The following is a 16,261-nucleotide window of genomic DNA, read 5'->3' on the forward strand; positions in this document are numbered from 1 at the left end:
GTTTGCAACACGTTCGCGTGCGCTTTCGGACCAGATGGACGCGCGACGGCTTCGTGAATGTTGATCGGCAGTTGAGAGCTCTTTTTCAATCGTTCCAAATGGCCCGGCTCTTGCTCTTCCTGTTCCGGGCCGGCTCGCGCCTTGCTGCACATTTCTCTGCAACCGTGGTTTCAAATGTCTCAGCCGAACGACCAACGACTCTTTGCTGTCATCCTCGGCACCAACGAGATCGCCTCCGCGATCGGAATCCAGCTCGTCCGCGCAGGATATTGTGTGGTGCTGTCGCACGATCCCGATCCACCGGTGATCCGGCGCAAGATGGCCTTTCACGACGCGCTCTACACCGACACCGCCCGGCTCGAGGAGTTCGTGGCGGAACGCGTGGACGATAGCATACAGGTCTATCAGACACTGGGCGGGCCGCCGCGGATCCTGGTAACCTGGCTCGGCCTGCTCGACCTGCTTCCGGTCCGCCACATCGACCTGCTGATCGACGCGCGTCTGCAGAAGCGCCGGATCACGCCTGACCTCAGGCGGCTCGCTCGGCTGACGATCGGGCTCGGCCCCGGCTTCGCCTCAACCTCCAATTGCGACGTTGCGGTGGAGACCCGGCCCGGCAAGATCGGGCCCCTTGCCGACACGCGCTGGACGGACGCGGCCGACGGCGTCGCGAGTTCGCTGGGCGAAGTCGGCGCGGAGCGCTTCGTCTACTCGCAATTTTCGGGACGCTGGCACACGCCGATCGAGATCGGCGCCCGCGTCTACCGGGACCTCGTCCTCGGCCATCTCTCCGGCGTTCCGGTGCTCGCGCCGCGGGACGGTATCCTGCGCGGCATCGTCCGCGACGGCAGCGAAGTTCCGGCCGGCGTCAAGTTACTAGAGATCGACCCGCGCGGCCGCGACGCCCAGTGGACCGGAACGGACAAGCGCGGCCGTGCGATCGCCAACGCCACCATCGCCGCCGTCAGGCTCCATGCCGCGCGACGCACCACGCAGCGGAATCCGGCATGATCGTCTGCTCCTGCAACATCATCAGCGATCACGACATCAGGGGCGCGGTTGTCGCGACGGATGATGCACTGTTTTCGCCTGCCCAGGTCTACGACTGCCTGGGATGCACCGTCAGGTGCGGACGATGCTCGCAATCCGTAAGACGGATCATCGAGGAGTTACCGCCTCGTGGAGGGCGATGCACGAAGCAACCAAACGCAGACACGCTGATATCGAACTCCTCAGTCGTCCTGGCTATGATCGATTCTCGGATGTAGACGGGTCGAGCGAGAGAGAAGCTCGACAGGGAGGCGGTGCGTGGTCCCCTCGCCGCCCTAGGAATGAGCAGGCCCGGACGGCGCCACATCCAAGCGGACCGCGATCCCGTCCAGATCCGGGCTAGGCGCGGGATAAAGTATCATGACGAGCGGATCGTGACCTGGAACGATGTGGTCCGCATTGGGCGCCGCGGCGCGCAGCTTGTCGAACCCCACCAGCATGTCGCCGACATGAAATGCCGTCGTGAACGGACGCTCGCTGGTCATGTTCTCGTAGAAATGACTGACGTCGGAGGCGAGCACGACCGGGCCGCGGCGCGTGCTGACGCGGACAAATTGAAGGCCGGCGGAGTGTCCGCCGGCAGCATGGACCGTCAGCCCGGGCGCAATCTCGGCGTCGCCGTCGTAGAACAGCACGCGGCGCGCGTAGTTCAGCCGCACGATCCCGCAGACGTCCTCGACCTCGAAGGAATGCGACAGCCGCGGATAATGCATATATCGACCGGTGGCATAGGCGAGCTCGCGCTCCTGGAGATGAAAACGCGCGTTGGGAAACCGGTCGAAATTGCCGGCATGGTCGTAGTGCAGATGCGTGAGAATGACGTCCTTGACATCGGCGACGTCGACATCAAACGCAGCAAGCGTCTCCACCGGGCAGCGCAGGAAATTCCGCCTGCGCTGCCTGGCGACTTCCGCGTTGAAACCGGTGTCGATGACGAAGGTGCGCCCGCCTCCCCGCGCCAGCCACATGAAATAGTCCATCGGCATCGGCCCGTCATGCGGGTCGCCGCCGATGAAGTGCTCGCTTCGCTGCGCTTCCCGCGTGGCGTAGCGGATTGCGAAGAGCTCGTATTCCGGGGTGGCCATTGCCTCTTCCAATCCAGCGCGCTCAGGAGCCGGCCGCGTCGACCTCGTTGAATGCCTCGCGCGCGTTGCGGAAGGCGTCGATGCCGGCGGGCACGCCGCAATAGACGGCGACCTGGAGCAGGATCTCCTTGATCTCCTCCTTGGTCAGACCGTTCTTCAAGGCGCCCTTGACGTGCAGCTTCAGCTCGTGCGGCCGGTTCAGCGCGCCGAGCATCGCCAGATTGACGATCGAACGCGTGCGCCGGTCGACGCCGGGCCGCGTCCACAAGGCGCCCCAGCAGAACTCGGTCGACCATTCCGCCATGGTGCGCGTGAAGTCGTCGGCACCGGCGATGGACTTGTTGACGTAATCCTCGCCGAGCACTTCCTTGCGAACCTTGAGGCCCTTGTCGAACAGTTCGGTCTTGCTCATGATCGTCCCTTTCAGGTCTTGAGAGAGTTGAGTTGGAGTTGATTAGCGCGATGGCGGTCGCAGCGATCGCAGGAGAGTGGCGACGTCATCCACCGCATCGAGCCGCCAGACCGCGTCGATGACACGGTCCGCGTCCCAGTCGCTTCGACCCGTCCGCACGCCTTCGCGCAGCTTTTCCTCGATGTCGCGGTTCGACAGCGGCGCAGCCTGGCTGCCGCGTGGCGACGTCACGGTCTCGGTGAACACCTCGCCGGACATCAGGCGCAAAGTGACGCGCGCAGCGCCATCGGGCATTCGCGTATCGAGCTCCGCCCTCACCTTCTGCCGCAGTTGCGCGATATCGGGGCGGACCACGGTTTCATGGGCGAACTCGGCGACGCCGGCCGCGCCGAGCAGCAATCCGCACGCGACGCAATGGTGGATGCTGACGCGCGCATCACGCTCGTTGTTGATCGGGCGATCGCCCCGCGCAAGCAGCAGTGCCGAGCCTTGCACGGTCACCTGCTCGATCTGGTCGATGCGCCCTGCGATCCGCTCGCGCAGCAGCAGGCAGGCGTCGATGACCGCATGGAACACGATACCGGCGGGATAGGGTTTGTAGGTGTTTTTTGCAATCTCCCAGGTCTTACCGAGACCGTCGAGCAGATGTGCGACATCCGGCTCGTCGCCCATGGTGCGGGCCCAGCCGAGCGGACCTTCGATGGCACGAGGCGCGGCTTCATAGCCCTGCTGCGCAAGAAGTGCGGCGAACAGTCCGTTGCGCGCCGAATTGCCGACGCTGACGTTCTTGGCGGCACTCGGCAGGTTCTCGACATTGCCGGCCGACTGGCTCGCAGCCACTCCGATCGCGTTTGCAATGCTTTCCGCCGGAAGGCCGAGCAGCTTCGCGCAGGCCGCGGCCGCACCAAAAATCCCGCAGGTCGAAGTGATGTGCCAGCCGCGCGCATAATGGCGCGGCGAGACTGAATTGCCGATGCGGCATTCCACATCCACGCCGAGAATGAATGCCGTCAGCACCTCGCGCCCCGACAGCTGTCGCGTCTCTGCGAGCGCGAATACGGCCGCTGCGACCGGCGCGGCCGGATGAATGATCGTCTCGAGATGGGTGTCGTCGAAGTCGAGCAGATTCGCCGAGATGGCGTTGAGGAACGACGCGCAGAGCGCATCCATCGGCTCGGAATGACCGATCACCGTCGATGTCGCAGCGCCACTGAACGGCGCCAGCGTGCGCATCGCAGCGGTGACAACGGGATCGCGCGCGGAGCCGAGTGCGGTCGCAAAGAAATTGAGGATCGATCTTCGCGCCTCGAGGCTCTGCGCCTCGACGTCCGTCCATGACGAGGCAGCTACGAAATCAGCGAGCGTCCTGCTCACACTTGGAATGGGGTCTTGCGGCACGCCGGGCGTCTTCCTCGTTTTGTTCGGACCTTATGCCGATCCGCGGCAAACTGTCGACCCCAAATGTTATGCTTGACAGCTTGTCTGACAATCATAACAATCCGGCCCGTTGGCGCGGTTACCCGCTGCCACGACGACGGCGGCCGAGACGGCCGGCCGGCGACAATTATTGGCCAACGAGATCAAGAAGGCGCGCCCGAACGGGACCGCGCGACAGGGAGTGGACGATGGCGGGAGAGACGCTCGGCGTAATCGGCACGGGCCGCATGGGCGGTCCCATGGCGGGACGATTGATGGACGCGGGCTATTCGCTCGTCGTCTACGACACGCAGGTCGAGGCCACCCAGCCGCTGGTCAAGCGCGGCGCGCTCCTCGCCAGTTCTCCGGCCGACGTCGCCTCGCGCGCCGACATCGTGCTTGCGAGCCTGCCGACCCCCGACATCGTCAAGGCCGTTGCGCTCGGCCAGGACGGCATCGGCAGCGGCAGTCGCGCCAAGATCGTCATCGATCTCTCGACCTCGGGTCCCGGCGCTGCGAAGTTCGTCGCCGAGGGCCTGAAGGCCAAGGGGATGACGCTGGTCGATGCGCCCGTGAGCGGCGGCATCAAGGGCGCCGTCAACGGCACGCTGGCGGTGATGGTATCCTGCCCGCAGGCGACCTACGAGACTGTGCAGCCGATCCTGAAGAATTTCGGCAAGCTGTTCTACACCGGCGACAAGCCCGGCGTGGCGCAGACCGCCAAGCTCGCCAACAATCTGATGGCGGCGGCGGCACTGGTCATCACCTCGGAAGCCGTCGCCATGGGCGTCAAGGGCGGGGTCAACGCCAAGGTGCTGATCGACATCATCAACGCCAGCAGCGGCCGCAACAGCGCATCCGAAGACAAATTCCCCCGCGCGGTGCTGCCCGGCACGTTCGATTTCGGCTTCACCACCGGCCTCTCCTACAAGGACGTCCGTCTGTGCGTGGACGAGGCCGAGGCGATGGGCGTGCCGATGGTCTGCGGCGCGGTGGTCCGGCAGATGCTCGCGATCACCAACGCCAAATACGGCGCATCATCCGACTTCACTTCGATCGCCAAGGTGCTCGAAGAGTGGGCCGGCGTCGAGATGCGCGGCTGATCACGCAGGCCAGGGAGAGCACCCCGCAATGACGATCGGCCCGACCGTATCCGGCAAGGTATCGCTGGCGCGCCAGATGGCGCGGAGCGTGCTTGCGCTGGATATAGGCTATTTCGGGCCGGAGGTCATCGCCAAGGCAAAGCTCTGCCTGCTCGACTTCCTGTCCTGCGCGTTCGAGGCGGGCCATCATCCCTGGAGCCGCCAGGCCGTCGCGATCGCGCAAGCCGGCGGCGGTGCAACGATCATCGGGACGTCGCAGCTCTCCTCCCCGGCCGACGCAGCCTTCGCCAATGCCGTGATGGGGCACGGCCTGGTGCGCGAAGACATGCACGCGGCCAGCATCGCGCACCACGGCGTGGTGATCTGGCCGGCCCTGCTCGCACTGTCCGAACAGACGCCGCTGCGCGGCGCCACGCTACTGACGGCAGCCGTCATCGGCTACGAGACCGGCGCGCGGATCGGCCGCGCGCTGCTGACCTCCGACCTCGCGCGCCTCTACCGGCCGACGGGCCTCGTCGCTCCCCTGGGCGCTGCGCTCGCAGGGAGTTTCGCGCTCGACCTCTCCGAGGATGAAGCCACCAGCGCCATCGCGATCGCGGCCAACACTTCCAGCGGGCTCAACGAATGGCCGCATGCCGGCGGCTCCGACATGTATTTCCATCCCGGGTTTGCCGCCGGCAATGCGATCAAGGCCGTCGGCCTTGCCGCGGCCGGCGCCTTCGGCTCGGAAACCATCATCGAAGGCGAAGCCGGCCTGTTCGCCGCCTATCGCCGCCAGGCCGCGCCCGACAGCATCGCGCTCTTCCCCGATGGCGAGTGCGAGATCATGGCCGTCTACAACAAGCCCGTCCCCGCCTGCAATTTCGCGCAGACCGCGGCGCAGGCCGCGCTTCGCGTCTCGCACGAGCTCGCCAATACGGACGAGATCGACCGAATCGTCATTCGCGCGTCGGAGGCCGCCGTGCGCTATCCCGGCTGTGATTCCATGGGGCCCTATCGCAATGCGCTCCAGGCCAAGATGAGCATTCCCTTCAGCGTCGCGGCGACGCTGGCACGGGGCGAGATCGAGGAAGAGAACTATTCCGAGCTCGGCGATACCGACATCGTCCGCCTCGTTGCGGTCACCGAGCTCGAAGCCGGTGCCGGCTTCACCGCCGCCTTCCCCGGCAGGCAGGGCGCGGAGGTGACCGTGCATCTGCGCGGCGGGCGGAGCATCCGGCACGCCTTGCCCGACGTCATCGCGGCAACACCGTCAGATATTCGCGCACGCTTTCGCAGCTCGGCAACCACAGTCCTCGGCGAGGACCGCGCGCACCGGCTCGAAGAACTCATCGACGACTGCGAGCAGCTCGGCAACGCCGGCGACATCGCCGCGCAATGCCGCCTGAACGCACCGGAACGGGCTTTACGATCGGCATCATAAGAAGTGCCGGAGAATGCGGGGAAACATGGTCGATCCAAAGATCAGCCTGAAATCGTCAGCTGCGCGGAGACAAGGCTGATGGAAGGATTCTTTCAAGCGCTCGCCGCGGGCCTGCTGATCGGCGCCGTCTACGGCCTGATGTGCGTCGGGCTCGGCCTGATCTTCGGCGTCATGCGCGTCATCAACTTCGCCCACGGCGATTTCATGATGCTCGGCATGTACACGGCCTTCTATCTGTTCACCGCCGCCGGCGTGCAGACGCTGTTCGGCAACACGGTCGGGCCGTTCGTCGCCATTCTGCTGGCCGGGCCCGTGCTCGCGGTGTTCGGCTATTTCGTGCATCGTACGCTGATCTCGCACGTATCGGGGACGCGCACGGCATCGCTCGAAGGCGAAGGCCATTACGCTCAGCTCATCCTCACGCTCGGCATCGCGCTGATCCTGCAGAATGGCGGCCTGATCGTGTTCGGCTCGGTGCTCGCCTCGATCCGGACGCCGCTGTCGAGTTCGGCCTGGGAGCTCGGGCCCTTCTTCGACATGAGCATCTTCCTGAACAAGGCCCGCAGCATCGACATGATCGTTTCGCTGGCGATCATGACCCTGCTCTCGCTGCTGATCACGCGGACCCGGATCGGCAAGTCGCTCCGCGCCGCCGCGGACAATCCGACCGCCGCGACCTATATGGGCATCGACGTCGACCGCGCGCACCGCACCGCCTTCGCGCTCGGCTGCGGCATCACCGCCATCGCCGGCGGCCTGCTCGCCACCAATTACCCGTTCCACCCCTTTGTCGGTCTCGAGTACGTCATCGTCATGTATGCCGGCGTCGTGCTCGGCGGCATGGGCAGCATCATCGGGGCGTTCTGGGGCGGCATGACGATCGGCCTCGTGCAGCAGATGTCGACGCTGATCCTGCCGACCCAGTTGCAGAACGCCGCGATCTTCGCCGTCTTCCTCCTCATCATCTTCTTCCGTCCGCAAGGCTTCTTCGGGCGCATGGTCGAGAGGACGTGACCATGCTCCGGATGCGCTCCTTTCTGCCTCCCCTGCTCTTCACGCTCGCTTATGCAGTCGTGTCGCTCGGCGTCACCAACTCCTACTATCAGCTGATCCTGACGCTGGTGCCGGTGTGGGCGGTGTTCGGGCTGTCGTGGAATCTGCTCAGCGGCTACACCGGCCTGATCTCGTTCGGCCATGCCGCCTTCTTCGGTATCGGCGCCTATGCGACCGCGCTCGGGCAGATCTATTTCGACATCTCGCCCTGGCTGCTGATCCCCATCGCCGCCGTGCTCGGCGGCATCGCCGGGCTCCTGATCGGCTTTCCGACCTTTCGCCTGCAGGGCCACTACTTCGCGCTGGCGATGCTCGCCTATCCGCTCGCCATTCTCTACGTGTTCGAGTGGCTCGGCTTCCAGGAGGTGACGCTGCCGATCAAGCGCGATGCGCCGATCGCCTACATGCAGTTCGCCGATCCCCATCTCTACACGCTGCTCGGGCTGGCACTCATGCTCTCCACCATCGTGCTGACGCAAATCATCGAGCGATCCCGCTTCGGCATGGCATTGCTCGCGATCAAGCAGAACGAAGCCGCCGCTGAAGCGGCCGGCATCAACACGCTGGCCTGGAAGCTGCGCGCGATCACGCTCAGCGGGGCGATTGCCGCGGCCATCGGCGGATTCTATGCGCAGGTGCTGCTGGTCGTGACGCCGGCATCGGTGTTCGGCATGCTGGTGTCGGCGCAGGCCCTCACGGTCGCGATGTTCGGCGGGGTCGGCACGGTATGGGGTCCGGTGATCGGCTCGGTGATCCTGATCCCGCTCGCCGAGATCCTGCACGCCGAAGCCGGCGCGCGCATCCCCGGCATTCAGGGCGTCATCTTCGGCATCGCCATCGTCTGCGTCATCCTGCTCGCACCGGAAGGCCTGTTCTGGAAGCTGCGCGATCTCCTGCGCAAGCGGAATGCCAAGGCGACGGCGAGCGACACTGTGGCAACGGTCGCCGCCAATGTCACCACGCTGCGGCCGGCTTCGCCGCGGCCCGCGACCGGCGAAGTCGTGCTCGAGGTCCGCAATCTCTCGCGCTCCTTCGGCGGCCTCAAGGCCGTGCAGGATGTCAGCTTCAAGCTGCACAAGAACGAGATCCTCGGCATCATCGGCCCCAACGGCGCCGGCAAGACCACGCTGTTCAATCTGCTCAACGGCTTCCTGAAGCCGAGCCAGGGCGAAGTGCTGATCGGCGGCCGCGACATGTCGGGACAGCGGCCGCACGTGATCTGCGAGGCCGGAATCGGCCGCACCTTCCAGGTGATGCGGCCGTTCCTGCGCATGTCGATCCTCGACAATGTCGTGGTCGGCGCCTATGTGCGCGCCCGCACCGACGACCAGGCGCGCCAGTTCGCGGCCGACGCGGTTGCCCGGGTCGGGCTGTCCGCGGTGGCCAATCGTGTCGCCGGCGAGCTCTCGACCAAGGAGCTGCGGCTGATGGAGCTGGCCCGCGCGATCGCCGGCCAGCCGCGCATCCTGCTGCTCGACGAGACGCTCGCGGGCCTCGGCCACGGCGAGGCCGACGAGGTCGTGGCAGTGATCCAGCAGCTCGCGCGCGACGGCATGACCATCGCCATCATCGAGCACACCATGCAGGCGATGGTGCGCCTCGTCGATCGTTTCCTCGTGCTCGACCACGGCGCCGTCATAACCGAAGGGCTGCCCGAGGTGGTGACGCGCGACAGCCGGGTCGTCGAGGCCTATCTCGGCAAGAAGTGGGCGGGCCATGCTGCGAATTGAAGGATTGAGCGCGGGTTACTCCGCAAAACCCGTCCTGAACGACGTCTCGATCGAAGTCGGCGCCGGCCAGTTCGTTGCGATCGTCGGCCCCAATGGCGCCGGCAAGACCACGCTGTTCAAGACGATCTCCGGCATCGTCAAGCCGAGCGGCGGCGCGATCACGTTCGACGGCGTCGATTTGCTTGCGGTGCCGCCGCCGCAGCGAGCCCATCTCGGCATCGCCCACGTCCCGGAGGGACGCCAGGTCTTCCCGTCACTGACGGTGATGGAAAACCTGGAAATGGGCGCGATGACCGAAAGCGGCCGCCGCGACTGGCAGGCCAATATCGAGCGCATCTTCGAATGGCTGCCGGTGCTCAAGGAGCGTCGCGACCAGTTCGCGGGCACGATGTCCGGCGGACAGCAGCAGATGCTCGCAATCGGCCGCGGCCTCGCCTCCTCGCCGAAGCTGTTGATGCTGGACGAGCCCTCGATGGGACTCGCGCCTTCGACCGCCGACTTCATCTTCGAACGCCTGATCGACATCCGGCGTCAGTCCGGGCTGACCATGCTGCTGGTCGAGCAGCGCGTCGCTGAGGCGCTGGAATCCGCCGACCATGGCTATGTCCTCGAAGCCGGACACGTCGTGCTCCAGGGCAACAACACCACGCTGCGCGCCGACGACCGCGTGCGCAAGGCCTATCTCGGCATGTGACGGACATAAAAACAAAGACCAGGGAGAAACAAAATGAACAAGACTTCGAAAGGCCTGACGCGCCGCACGGTGCTGTCCGGCGCCGCCGCCGTGGGCCTCGCCGGCGTCGCACGGGCGCAGACGCCGGCCGAGATCAAGGTCGGCCTGATCGTGCCGCTGTCGGGCATCTACACCCGCCCCGGCCAGGTGATGAAGATGGGCGCCGAGATGGGCATCGAGCACATCAACGCGCAAGGCGGCATCAAGGCGCTCGGCGGCGCCAAGCTGAAGCTCGTCGTGATCGACTGCGGCGACACCACGGAAAAGGCCAAGAATGCGGCGCAGCGCATGGTGGCGCAAGAGCCCGATCTGGTCGCCGCCACCGGCTCCTATCTCTCGTCCTTCACGCTCGCGGTCACCGAGGTGACCGAGCGCGCCGAGCTGCCGGTGCTCACACTGTCTTATTCGGACCTTTTGACCGACCGCGGCTTCAAATACATCTTCCAGACCGCCGCTACCGCGAGCCGCCAGTCCGAGCTCGGCCTGCCGACGCTGATGAAGCTCGCCGAGAATGCATCGGGCAAGAAGCCGAAGACCGTGGCGATGTTGATGGACAACACCGCGACGTCGGTTGCCACCGCCAAGGCGCTCAAGGAAAAACTGTTCGCGCAGGAAGGCCTTCAGCTCGTCGTCGAGGAAGTCTGGACGCCGCCGCTGTCGGACGCGACGCCGCTGATCCAGAAAGTCCGCTCGGCCAAGCCCGATTTGCTGCTGTTCATGCCGAACGCGGTATCCGACGCCAAGCTCGGTCTGGAGAAGATCAGCGAATTCGGCCTCGGCCAGGGCAAGATCCCGACCGTGTCCTTCAGCATCACCATCGCGGAGCCCGACATGCTGCAGAGCGTGAGCCCGGAGACGGTGCAAGGCATCATGACCATCGTCGCCAATTGGGGCTCGAAGGGCCATGAGGCGCTGATTGCCGAGCTCAAGGCCAAGTACAAGGAGCCTTGGATGACGCAGAACGTCATCTCGACCTATGGCGACATGTGGCTGATGAAGGAAGCGCTGGAGAAGGCCGGCAAGGCAGACCGCAATGCGGTCGCCCAGGCCTTCCGCACCATGGATGCCGGCCCGTCGAAATACTATCCGGGCGGCCAGCTGAAATTCGACGAGAAGGGCCGCCGCGTCGGCGCCGGCGTCGTCATCGTGCAATGGCAATCGGGCGTGCCTGTCACCGTCTATCCGCCCGAACTCGCGCAGGCGCAGCCGTTCTGGCCGAAAAAATCCTAAGCGTCGCGCAATCCTGGGGAGGAGACTGTCATGACTGCCAAGAGCAAGATCACGATATCGCGGCGAACCCTGCTGGCCGGCGCCTCCGGCACGCTGATCGCATCGCGCGCCTGGGCGCAGCAGCCGGCGGAGGTGAAGGTCGGCCTGCTGGTGCCGATCTCCGGGCTCTACGCCCGTCCGGGGACGGTGATGCGCGAAGGCGCCGAGATGGCGATCGACCACATCAACGCGCAAGGCGGCGTCAAGGCCCTCGGCGGCGCCAAGCTGAAGCTCGTCGTGCTCGATTCCGGCGACACCACAGAGAAGGCCAAGAACGCGGCCCAGCGCATGGTGGCGCAGGAGACCGATCTGGTTGCGGCCAGCGGCGCCTACCTGTCCTCGTTCACGCTCGCAGTCACCGAGGTGACCGAGCGCGCCAACCTGCCCATGCTCACCCTCTCCTACTCCGATCTCATCACCGAGCGCGGCTTCAAATACGTATTCCAAACCGCGGCCACCGCAGGATCGCAGGCCAAGCAGGCGTTGCCCCAGCTCATCAAGCTGGCGGAGACGGCCTCCGGCAAGCGCCCGAAGACGGTCGCGATCCTCACCGACAACACGGGCGCCTCGATCGCCTCCGCCAAGGCGATGCGCGAGGGTCTGCTGGCCGAAAACCAGCTGCAGTTGATCGTCGACGAGACCTTCACTCCGCCGCTGGCTGACGCAACCTCGCTGGTGCAGAAGATCCGTTCGGCGAAGCCCGACCTGCTGTTCTTCCTGCCGACGGTGATCTCGGACGCCAAGCTGCTGCTCGAGAAGATGAACGAGTTCGGCCTCGGCCAGGGCAAGGTGCCGACGATCTCGTTCGGCATCGCGATCGCCGAACCTGACATGCTGCAGACCGTCAGCCCCGAGTTGCTGCAGGGCGTGTTGACCTGCGTCGCCAGTTGGGGCGCCAAGGGGCACGAGGCGCTGATCGCCGAGTTGAAGACCCGCTACAAGGAGCCGTGGATGACGCAGAACGCGATCTCAACCTATGGCGACATGTGGGTGATCAAGGACGCGCTGGAGAAGGCCGGCAAGGCCGATCGCGTCGCCGTCGGCGAAGCGCTGCGCACCATGGACGGCGGTCCCTCCAAATATTACCCGCTGGGCGAGATCAAGTTCGACGAGAAAGGCCGCCGCGTCGGAGCCGGCATGACCATCGTGCAGTGGCAGACGGGCGTTCCGGTCACCGTGTTCCCGCCGGAGCTCGCGCTGGCAAAACCGTTCTGGCCAAAGAGCTGAGACCCGACCTGACAAGAAACGGAGACCACAATGGACAAGGCGACCTACGACCGCGGCCTCGAAATCCGCAAGAGCGTGCTCGGCAACGAGTTCGTCGACAGAGCGATCGCATCAGCGGACGAGTTCAACCGCCCGATGCAGGACCTTACCACGGAATATTGCTGGGGTTACGTCTGGGGCCGCGAGGGCCTGACGCGCAAGACTCGCAGCTTCCTCAACCTGGCGATGCTTTGCGCGCTCAACCGGCCGCACGAGCTGAAGACGCATGTCCGCGGCGCGCTCGCCAATGGCGCGACCAAGGAAGAGATCCGCGAGGTCTTCATGCAGGTCGCGATCTATTGCGGCGTGCCGGCCGGCGTCGATGCGTTCCGCAACGCAAAGGAAGTCTTCGCCGAGCTCGACAAGAAGTAGCGGAGCGTGGCTGCGATGAAGGACAAATGGGCACTCGTGACCGGCGCGACGGCGGGCCTCGGCTTCGCCGTCGCGGAAGGCGTTGCCGGAGCGGGCGCCAACGTCGTCCTTCACGATCTCGTCGCGCCGAGGCAGGCCGCGGATGATCTGCGCGCCCGCTTCAGCGTGGAGGTTATCGCGGCCGGTGCCGATCTATCCCAACGCGAGGCAATCGAGGCCATGATGGCCGACCTGCTCGATCGCTGCGGCGCAATCGATATTCTGGTCAACAACGCCGTTGTCAGGCATTTCTCCGCCATCGAGCAGTTTCCGCCCGAGAGGTGGGAGCAAGCGCTGGCCGTCAACCTGTCGGCGCCATTTCACCTGATCCGCCTGGCGCTGCCGGCGATGAAGCAGCGTGGCTTTGGGCGGATCATCAATCTGGGCTCGATCTATTCGAGCCGCGCGGTCGAGGACCGCATCGACTACGTCACCACCAAGACGGCGATCTTGGGCATGACCCGCGCCGTCGCCATCGAGACGGCGCGCAGCGGCGTCACCTGCAACACGCTCTGCCCAGGTACGCTGCCGACCCCTGCGATCCTGAACAAGATCGCCGGCATTGCCGCAAATAACGGCCGTCCGGTCGAGGACGTGACCCGCGACTATCTCGGCGAGCGTCAGCCGACGCAGCGCTTCGTCGAAATGGACGCCGTCGCCGCCATGGTCGTCTTTCTCTGTGGCTCCGCCGCAAACGACATCACCGGCGCCAGCCTGCCGATCGACGGCGGCTGGTCTGTCGCGTGAAACTGGAATGGGAGTGTTGCGATGACTGAACCATCAGGCCAGACCGTCGTGCTGACGGGCGCCGCCGGCGGGATGGGGCGCGCCATCACCAAGGCACTGCTGGACAGCGGCCGCCGCGTGGTGCTGGTCGATCGCGACGCCAAGGCGCTTCAGGAGCTGGCGGCGACGGCGGGCGACAAGGTGTTTCCGATCGAGCTCGACATCAGCGACGCAAAGGCCGTCGATCGCCTGCCCGATGCCGTTCCCAGTCATTTCGGGCCGGTCGACGTCCTCATCAACAATGCCGGCCACGATATCGGCGGCCGGACGCGCTTCGATATCGGCTCGGCGGACGACTGGTCCAACATTATCCAGACCAATCTGATCGGCCTGATGCGCGTCACCCGCGCGATCCTCCCCGGCATGGTCCAGCGTAACGCCGGCCACATCGTCAACATCAGCTCGATCAACGCGGTGCGAATCGTGCCTGACATGGCCGCCTACAGCACCAGCAAGGCGGGCGTGCACATGTTCACCGAGACCCTCCGGGGCGAACTGGCGGAGACCGCCATCCGGGTCACCGAACTGCAGCCCGGCCTGACCCGGACCAACATCATCCTGACCCGCTACCGCGGCGATACGCAGAAGGAAAAGGACTATTTCGACCAGTTCGGGATGGCGCTCGATCCGGCCGATATCGCCCGTTCGATCGTGTTCGCCCTCGACCAGCCTGCCCACGTTCAAATTGCCGAAATGATGATTCTGCCTGTAAACCGGTACTAACTTTTCCCAACCAAGGCCCGGACATGGAAAGACGCCGCGAATTGCAGTCGACGCTCCGTATCGAGGATGTCCCGACCGTCCGGGCGATGGTCGCGCAGAAGCTGCGCGAGGCGATCATGTCGGGCACGCTGAAGCCGGGCCAACGCCTGGTCGAGCGCGAGCTCTGCGAGATGATGGGCGTCAGCCGCCCCTCGATCCGGGAAGCGCTACGTGCGCTCGAGGCCGACGGGCTGGTCAGGATGGTGCCGCACCGCGGCCCCGTGGTGTCCACGATCAGCCTCGAAGAGGCGCGACAGCTCTACGCGGCACGCGCGGTGCTCGAAGGATTCGCCGGCCGCGAATGCGCCAGGCTTCACGACCCCGACGTCGCGCGCCGGATCGGGGACGCCCTGACGCGGCTGAAGGCGGCGGCGGCCAAGCAAGACCTCGTCGGATGCCTCGAAGCCAAGACCGATTTCTACGCGGCGCTGATCGGCGGCTGCCGCAATGCCTTCATCGAGCGCATGCTCAAGCCGCTGCACGATCGCATCCAGTTGCTGCGGATCACGTCGATGTCGCAGCCGAAGCGGATCAACAAGAGCCTGCGCGAGGTCACCGCGATCTGGCGTGCGATCCAGAGCGGCGATGCGGACCTCGCCGAGCGCTGCTGCGTCGACCACATCAATGCGGCCGCCGTGGCCGCGCTCGACATGATCGAAAAATCGTCGGCGGCCAAGGAGGCGGCGCCTTCCGACGACTAGAACAATGCCGCCAGGGAGTGTTCGATGACGTATCTCGTACGATCGCTGATCCTGTTTTTCCTGCTCTACCCCTGTGGCGCCGCGATCGCGGATGACTATCCCAATCGCCCGGTCACGATGATCGTGCCCTTCTCCGCCGGCGGCCCCGGCGACGTCATCGCACGCATCCTCGGCAGCGCCATGAGCGCGACGCTGAAGCAGTCCATCGTCATCGAGAATGTCGTCGGCGCCGGCGGCACCCTCGGCACCAACCGCGTCGCCAAGGCGACCGCGGACGGTTACACGCTGCTGCTGATGCATGTCGGCCAGGCCACCGCCCCTGCCCTCTACGCCAAGCTGCCGTTCGACCCGGTCGGAGACTTCGCCCCGATCGGACTCGTCACCGACGTCCCGATGATCCTGGTGGCGCGGCCGGATTTTCCGGCAAAGGATTTGAGCGAGATGATCGCCCGGATCCGCAGTGACGGTGACAAGATGACTTTCGGGAATGTCGGTCTCGGCTCGGCCTCACAGCTCTGCGGCCTGATGTTCATGAGCGCTACCGACACGAAGCTCTCGCAGATCTATTACAAGGGCGGCGGACCGGCGCTGAACGACGTCATCGCCGGCCATATCGACGTCTATTGCGATCCCGCGACAGGACCGACGCCCTACATCCAGTCGAAGACGATCAAGGGCTACGCGATCACCAGCAAGGCACGTGTCGCAACGCTGCCCGACGTGCCGACCTCGGCGGAGGCCGGCGTTCCCGAGTTCAACGTCACGACCTGGTACGGCCTCTACGCGCCGCGCAGCACGCCCAAGCCCGTGGTCGATCATCTCGTTGGCGCGCTGCAGACAGCACTGAAGGATCCGGCCCTGATCAGCCGCTTTGCCGAGCTCAGCATGGCGCCGGTCGAGCCCGCGCGCGCAACGCCGGATGCGCTCGAAGCTTTCTTGAGGTCGGAGATTGGCAAGTGGGCACGGATCATCAAAGCGGCCGGAATCGAGCCGCAATAGACGCCGCCGTCAGGGACTCAATCATGCCACCGGTCAGCCCTGCTCTCGGCCGCGTCTTGCGG

Annotated in this window: 17 protein-coding genes; 14 read left to right on the forward strand and 3 right to left on the reverse strand. The window is 65.4% G+C overall.

Going from position 1 to position 16,261, the window contains the following annotated elements; translation table 11 throughout:
* The first annotated feature begins 174 nt into the window (after positions 1–174).
* Positions 175–1,011, forward strand: coding sequence for a hypothetical protein (locus tag SE92_RS10870; RefSeq protein WP_063195692.1), 837 nt, complete (start codon positions 175–177; stop codon positions 1,009–1,011).
* A complete protein-coding gene (locus tag SE92_RS34930; RefSeq protein ID WP_084251790.1) occupies positions 1,008–1,268 on the forward strand; it encodes a (2Fe-2S)-binding protein in 261 nt (86 codons plus the stop codon). Before SE92_RS10870 ends, SE92_RS34930 begins: the two co-directional genes overlap by 4 nt.
* 57 nt (positions 1,269–1,325) lie before the next feature.
* Here SE92_RS34930 and SE92_RS10875 read toward each other — a convergent pair whose 3' ends face one another.
* The 3 genes from SE92_RS10875 to SE92_RS10885 are packed head-to-tail and all read right to left on the reverse strand — an operon-like array spanning position 1,326 to position 3,921.
* The gene (locus tag SE92_RS10875) at positions 1,326–2,135 is read right to left on the reverse strand and encodes an N-acyl homoserine lactonase family protein (protein ID WP_063195693.1); all 810 of its coding nucleotides are present in this window, start codon (positions 2,133–2,135) and stop codon (positions 1,326–1,328) included.
* A gap of 22 nt (positions 2,136–2,157) precedes the next feature.
* Complete coding sequence (locus SE92_RS10880; protein WP_024341820.1) at positions 2,158–2,547, reverse strand: carboxymuconolactone decarboxylase family protein; 390 nt, start codon at positions 2,545–2,547, stop codon at positions 2,158–2,160.
* Positions 2,548–2,589: 42 nt separating this feature from the next.
* Entirely contained in the window at positions 2,590–3,921 is a 1,332-nt protein-coding gene (locus SE92_RS10885) for an MmgE/PrpD family protein (RefSeq protein WP_245324541.1), read from the reverse strand.
* 92 nt (positions 3,922–4,013) lie between these two features.
* On the opposite strand from SE92_RS10885, the gene SE92_RS10890 reads away from it, so the two are divergent.
* The 12 genes from SE92_RS10890 (at position 4,014) to SE92_RS10945 (ending at position 16,199) form a co-directional block, all read left to right on the forward strand.
* Positions 4,014–5,066: an NAD(P)-dependent oxidoreductase gene (locus SE92_RS10890; RefSeq protein ID WP_283806764.1), complete on the forward strand. Its 1,053-nt coding sequence runs from the start codon at positions 4,014–4,016 to the stop codon at positions 5,064–5,066.
* 28 nt (positions 5,067–5,094) lie between these two features.
* Positions 5,095–6,489: an MmgE/PrpD family protein gene (locus SE92_RS10895; RefSeq protein WP_063195696.1), complete on the forward strand. Its 1,395-nt coding sequence runs from the start codon at positions 5,095–5,097 to the stop codon at positions 6,487–6,489.
* 78 nt (positions 6,490–6,567) lie between these two features.
* Complete coding sequence (locus SE92_RS10900; RefSeq protein ID WP_063195697.1) at positions 6,568–7,503, forward strand: branched-chain amino acid ABC transporter permease; 936 nt, start codon at positions 6,568–6,570, stop codon at positions 7,501–7,503.
* Between the two features lie 2 nt (positions 7,504–7,505).
* The gene (locus tag SE92_RS10905) at positions 7,506–9,272 is read left to right on the forward strand and encodes a branched-chain amino acid ABC transporter ATP-binding protein/permease (RefSeq protein WP_198172920.1); all 1,767 of its coding nucleotides are present in this window, start codon (positions 7,506–7,508) and stop codon (positions 9,270–9,272) included.
* Positions 9,259–9,966, forward strand: coding sequence for an ABC transporter ATP-binding protein (locus SE92_RS10910; RefSeq protein WP_063195699.1), 708 nt, complete (start codon positions 9,259–9,261; stop codon positions 9,964–9,966). Before SE92_RS10905 ends, SE92_RS10910 begins: the two co-directional genes overlap by 14 nt.
* Positions 9,967–9,999: 33 nt before the next feature.
* A complete protein-coding gene (locus SE92_RS10915; protein WP_063195700.1) occupies positions 10,000–11,235 on the forward strand; it encodes an ABC transporter substrate-binding protein in 1,236 nt (411 codons plus the stop codon).
* Positions 11,236–11,265: 30 nt separating this feature from the next.
* Positions 11,266–12,501, forward strand: a complete 1,236-nt coding sequence (locus SE92_RS10920; RefSeq protein WP_063195701.1) for an ABC transporter substrate-binding protein — start codon at positions 11,266–11,268, stop codon at positions 12,499–12,501.
* A gap of 30 nt (positions 12,502–12,531) precedes the next feature.
* Positions 12,532–12,912 (forward strand): carboxymuconolactone decarboxylase family protein, encoded by a 381-nt coding sequence (locus SE92_RS10925; protein WP_063195702.1) that lies wholly within the window; start codon positions 12,532–12,534, stop codon positions 12,910–12,912.
* Between the two features lie 15 nt (positions 12,913–12,927).
* Complete coding sequence (locus tag SE92_RS10930) at positions 12,928–13,698, forward strand: SDR family oxidoreductase (RefSeq protein ID WP_063195703.1); 771 nt, start codon at positions 12,928–12,930, stop codon at positions 13,696–13,698.
* Positions 13,699–13,719: 21 nt separating this feature from the next.
* Positions 13,720–14,460: an SDR family oxidoreductase gene (locus tag SE92_RS10935; protein WP_063195704.1), complete on the forward strand. Its 741-nt coding sequence runs from the start codon at positions 13,720–13,722 to the stop codon at positions 14,458–14,460.
* A gap of 23 nt (positions 14,461–14,483) precedes the next feature.
* Entirely contained in the window at positions 14,484–15,200 is a 717-nt protein-coding gene (locus tag SE92_RS10940) for a GntR family transcriptional regulator (protein ID WP_063195705.1), read from the forward strand.
* Positions 15,201–15,224: 24 nt separating this feature from the next.
* A complete protein-coding gene (locus tag SE92_RS10945) occupies positions 15,225–16,199 on the forward strand; it encodes a tripartite tricarboxylate transporter substrate-binding protein (RefSeq protein ID WP_063195706.1) in 975 nt (324 codons plus the stop codon).
* Positions 16,200–16,261: the final 62 nt, after the last annotated feature.

The sequence above is a fragment of the Bradyrhizobium sp. AT1 genome (assembly GCF_001590795.1).
In the GTDB taxonomy this organism is placed as follows: domain Bacteria; phylum Pseudomonadota; class Alphaproteobacteria; order Rhizobiales; family Xanthobacteraceae; genus Bradyrhizobium.

Bases quoted from the DNA above. Each gene is read 5' to 3' on its own strand.
- SE92_RS10870 (WP_063195692.1), top strand. From the start codon at position 175: ATGTCTCAGCCGAACGACCAACGACTCTTTGCTGTCATCCTCGGCACC.
- SE92_RS34930 (WP_084251790.1), top strand. From the start codon at position 1,008: ATGATCGTCTGCTCCTGCAACATCATCAGCGATCACGACATCAGGGGC.
- SE92_RS10875 (WP_063195693.1), bottom strand. From the start codon at position 2,135: ATGGCCACCCCGGAATACGAGCTCTTCGCAATCCGCTACGCCACGCGG.
- SE92_RS10880 (WP_024341820.1), bottom strand. From the start codon at position 2,547: ATGAGCAAGACCGAACTGTTCGACAAGGGCCTCAAGGTTCGCAAGGAA.
- SE92_RS10890 (WP_283806764.1), top strand. From the start codon at position 4,014: ATGCTTGACAGCTTGTCTGACAATCATAACAATCCGGCCCGTTGGCGC.
- SE92_RS10895 (WP_063195696.1), top strand. From the start codon at position 5,095: ATGACGATCGGCCCGACCGTATCCGGCAAGGTATCGCTGGCGCGCCAG.
- SE92_RS10900 (WP_063195697.1), top strand. From the start codon at position 6,568: ATGGAAGGATTCTTTCAAGCGCTCGCCGCGGGCCTGCTGATCGGCGCC.
- SE92_RS10905 (WP_198172920.1), top strand. From the start codon at position 7,506: ATGCTCCGGATGCGCTCCTTTCTGCCTCCCCTGCTCTTCACGCTCGCT.
- SE92_RS10910 (WP_063195699.1), top strand. From the start codon at position 9,259: ATGCTGCGAATTGAAGGATTGAGCGCGGGTTACTCCGCAAAACCCGTC.
- SE92_RS10915 (WP_063195700.1), top strand. From the start codon at position 10,000: ATGAACAAGACTTCGAAAGGCCTGACGCGCCGCACGGTGCTGTCCGGC.
- SE92_RS10920 (WP_063195701.1), top strand. From the start codon at position 11,266: ATGACTGCCAAGAGCAAGATCACGATATCGCGGCGAACCCTGCTGGCC.
- SE92_RS10925 (WP_063195702.1), top strand. From the start codon at position 12,532: ATGGACAAGGCGACCTACGACCGCGGCCTCGAAATCCGCAAGAGCGTG.
- SE92_RS10930 (WP_063195703.1), top strand. From the start codon at position 12,928: ATGAAGGACAAATGGGCACTCGTGACCGGCGCGACGGCGGGCCTCGGC.
- SE92_RS10935 (WP_063195704.1), top strand. From the start codon at position 13,720: ATGACTGAACCATCAGGCCAGACCGTCGTGCTGACGGGCGCCGCCGGC.
- SE92_RS10940 (WP_063195705.1), top strand. From the start codon at position 14,484: ATGGAAAGACGCCGCGAATTGCAGTCGACGCTCCGTATCGAGGATGTC.
- SE92_RS10945 (WP_063195706.1), top strand. From the start codon at position 15,225: ATGACGTATCTCGTACGATCGCTGATCCTGTTTTTCCTGCTCTACCCC.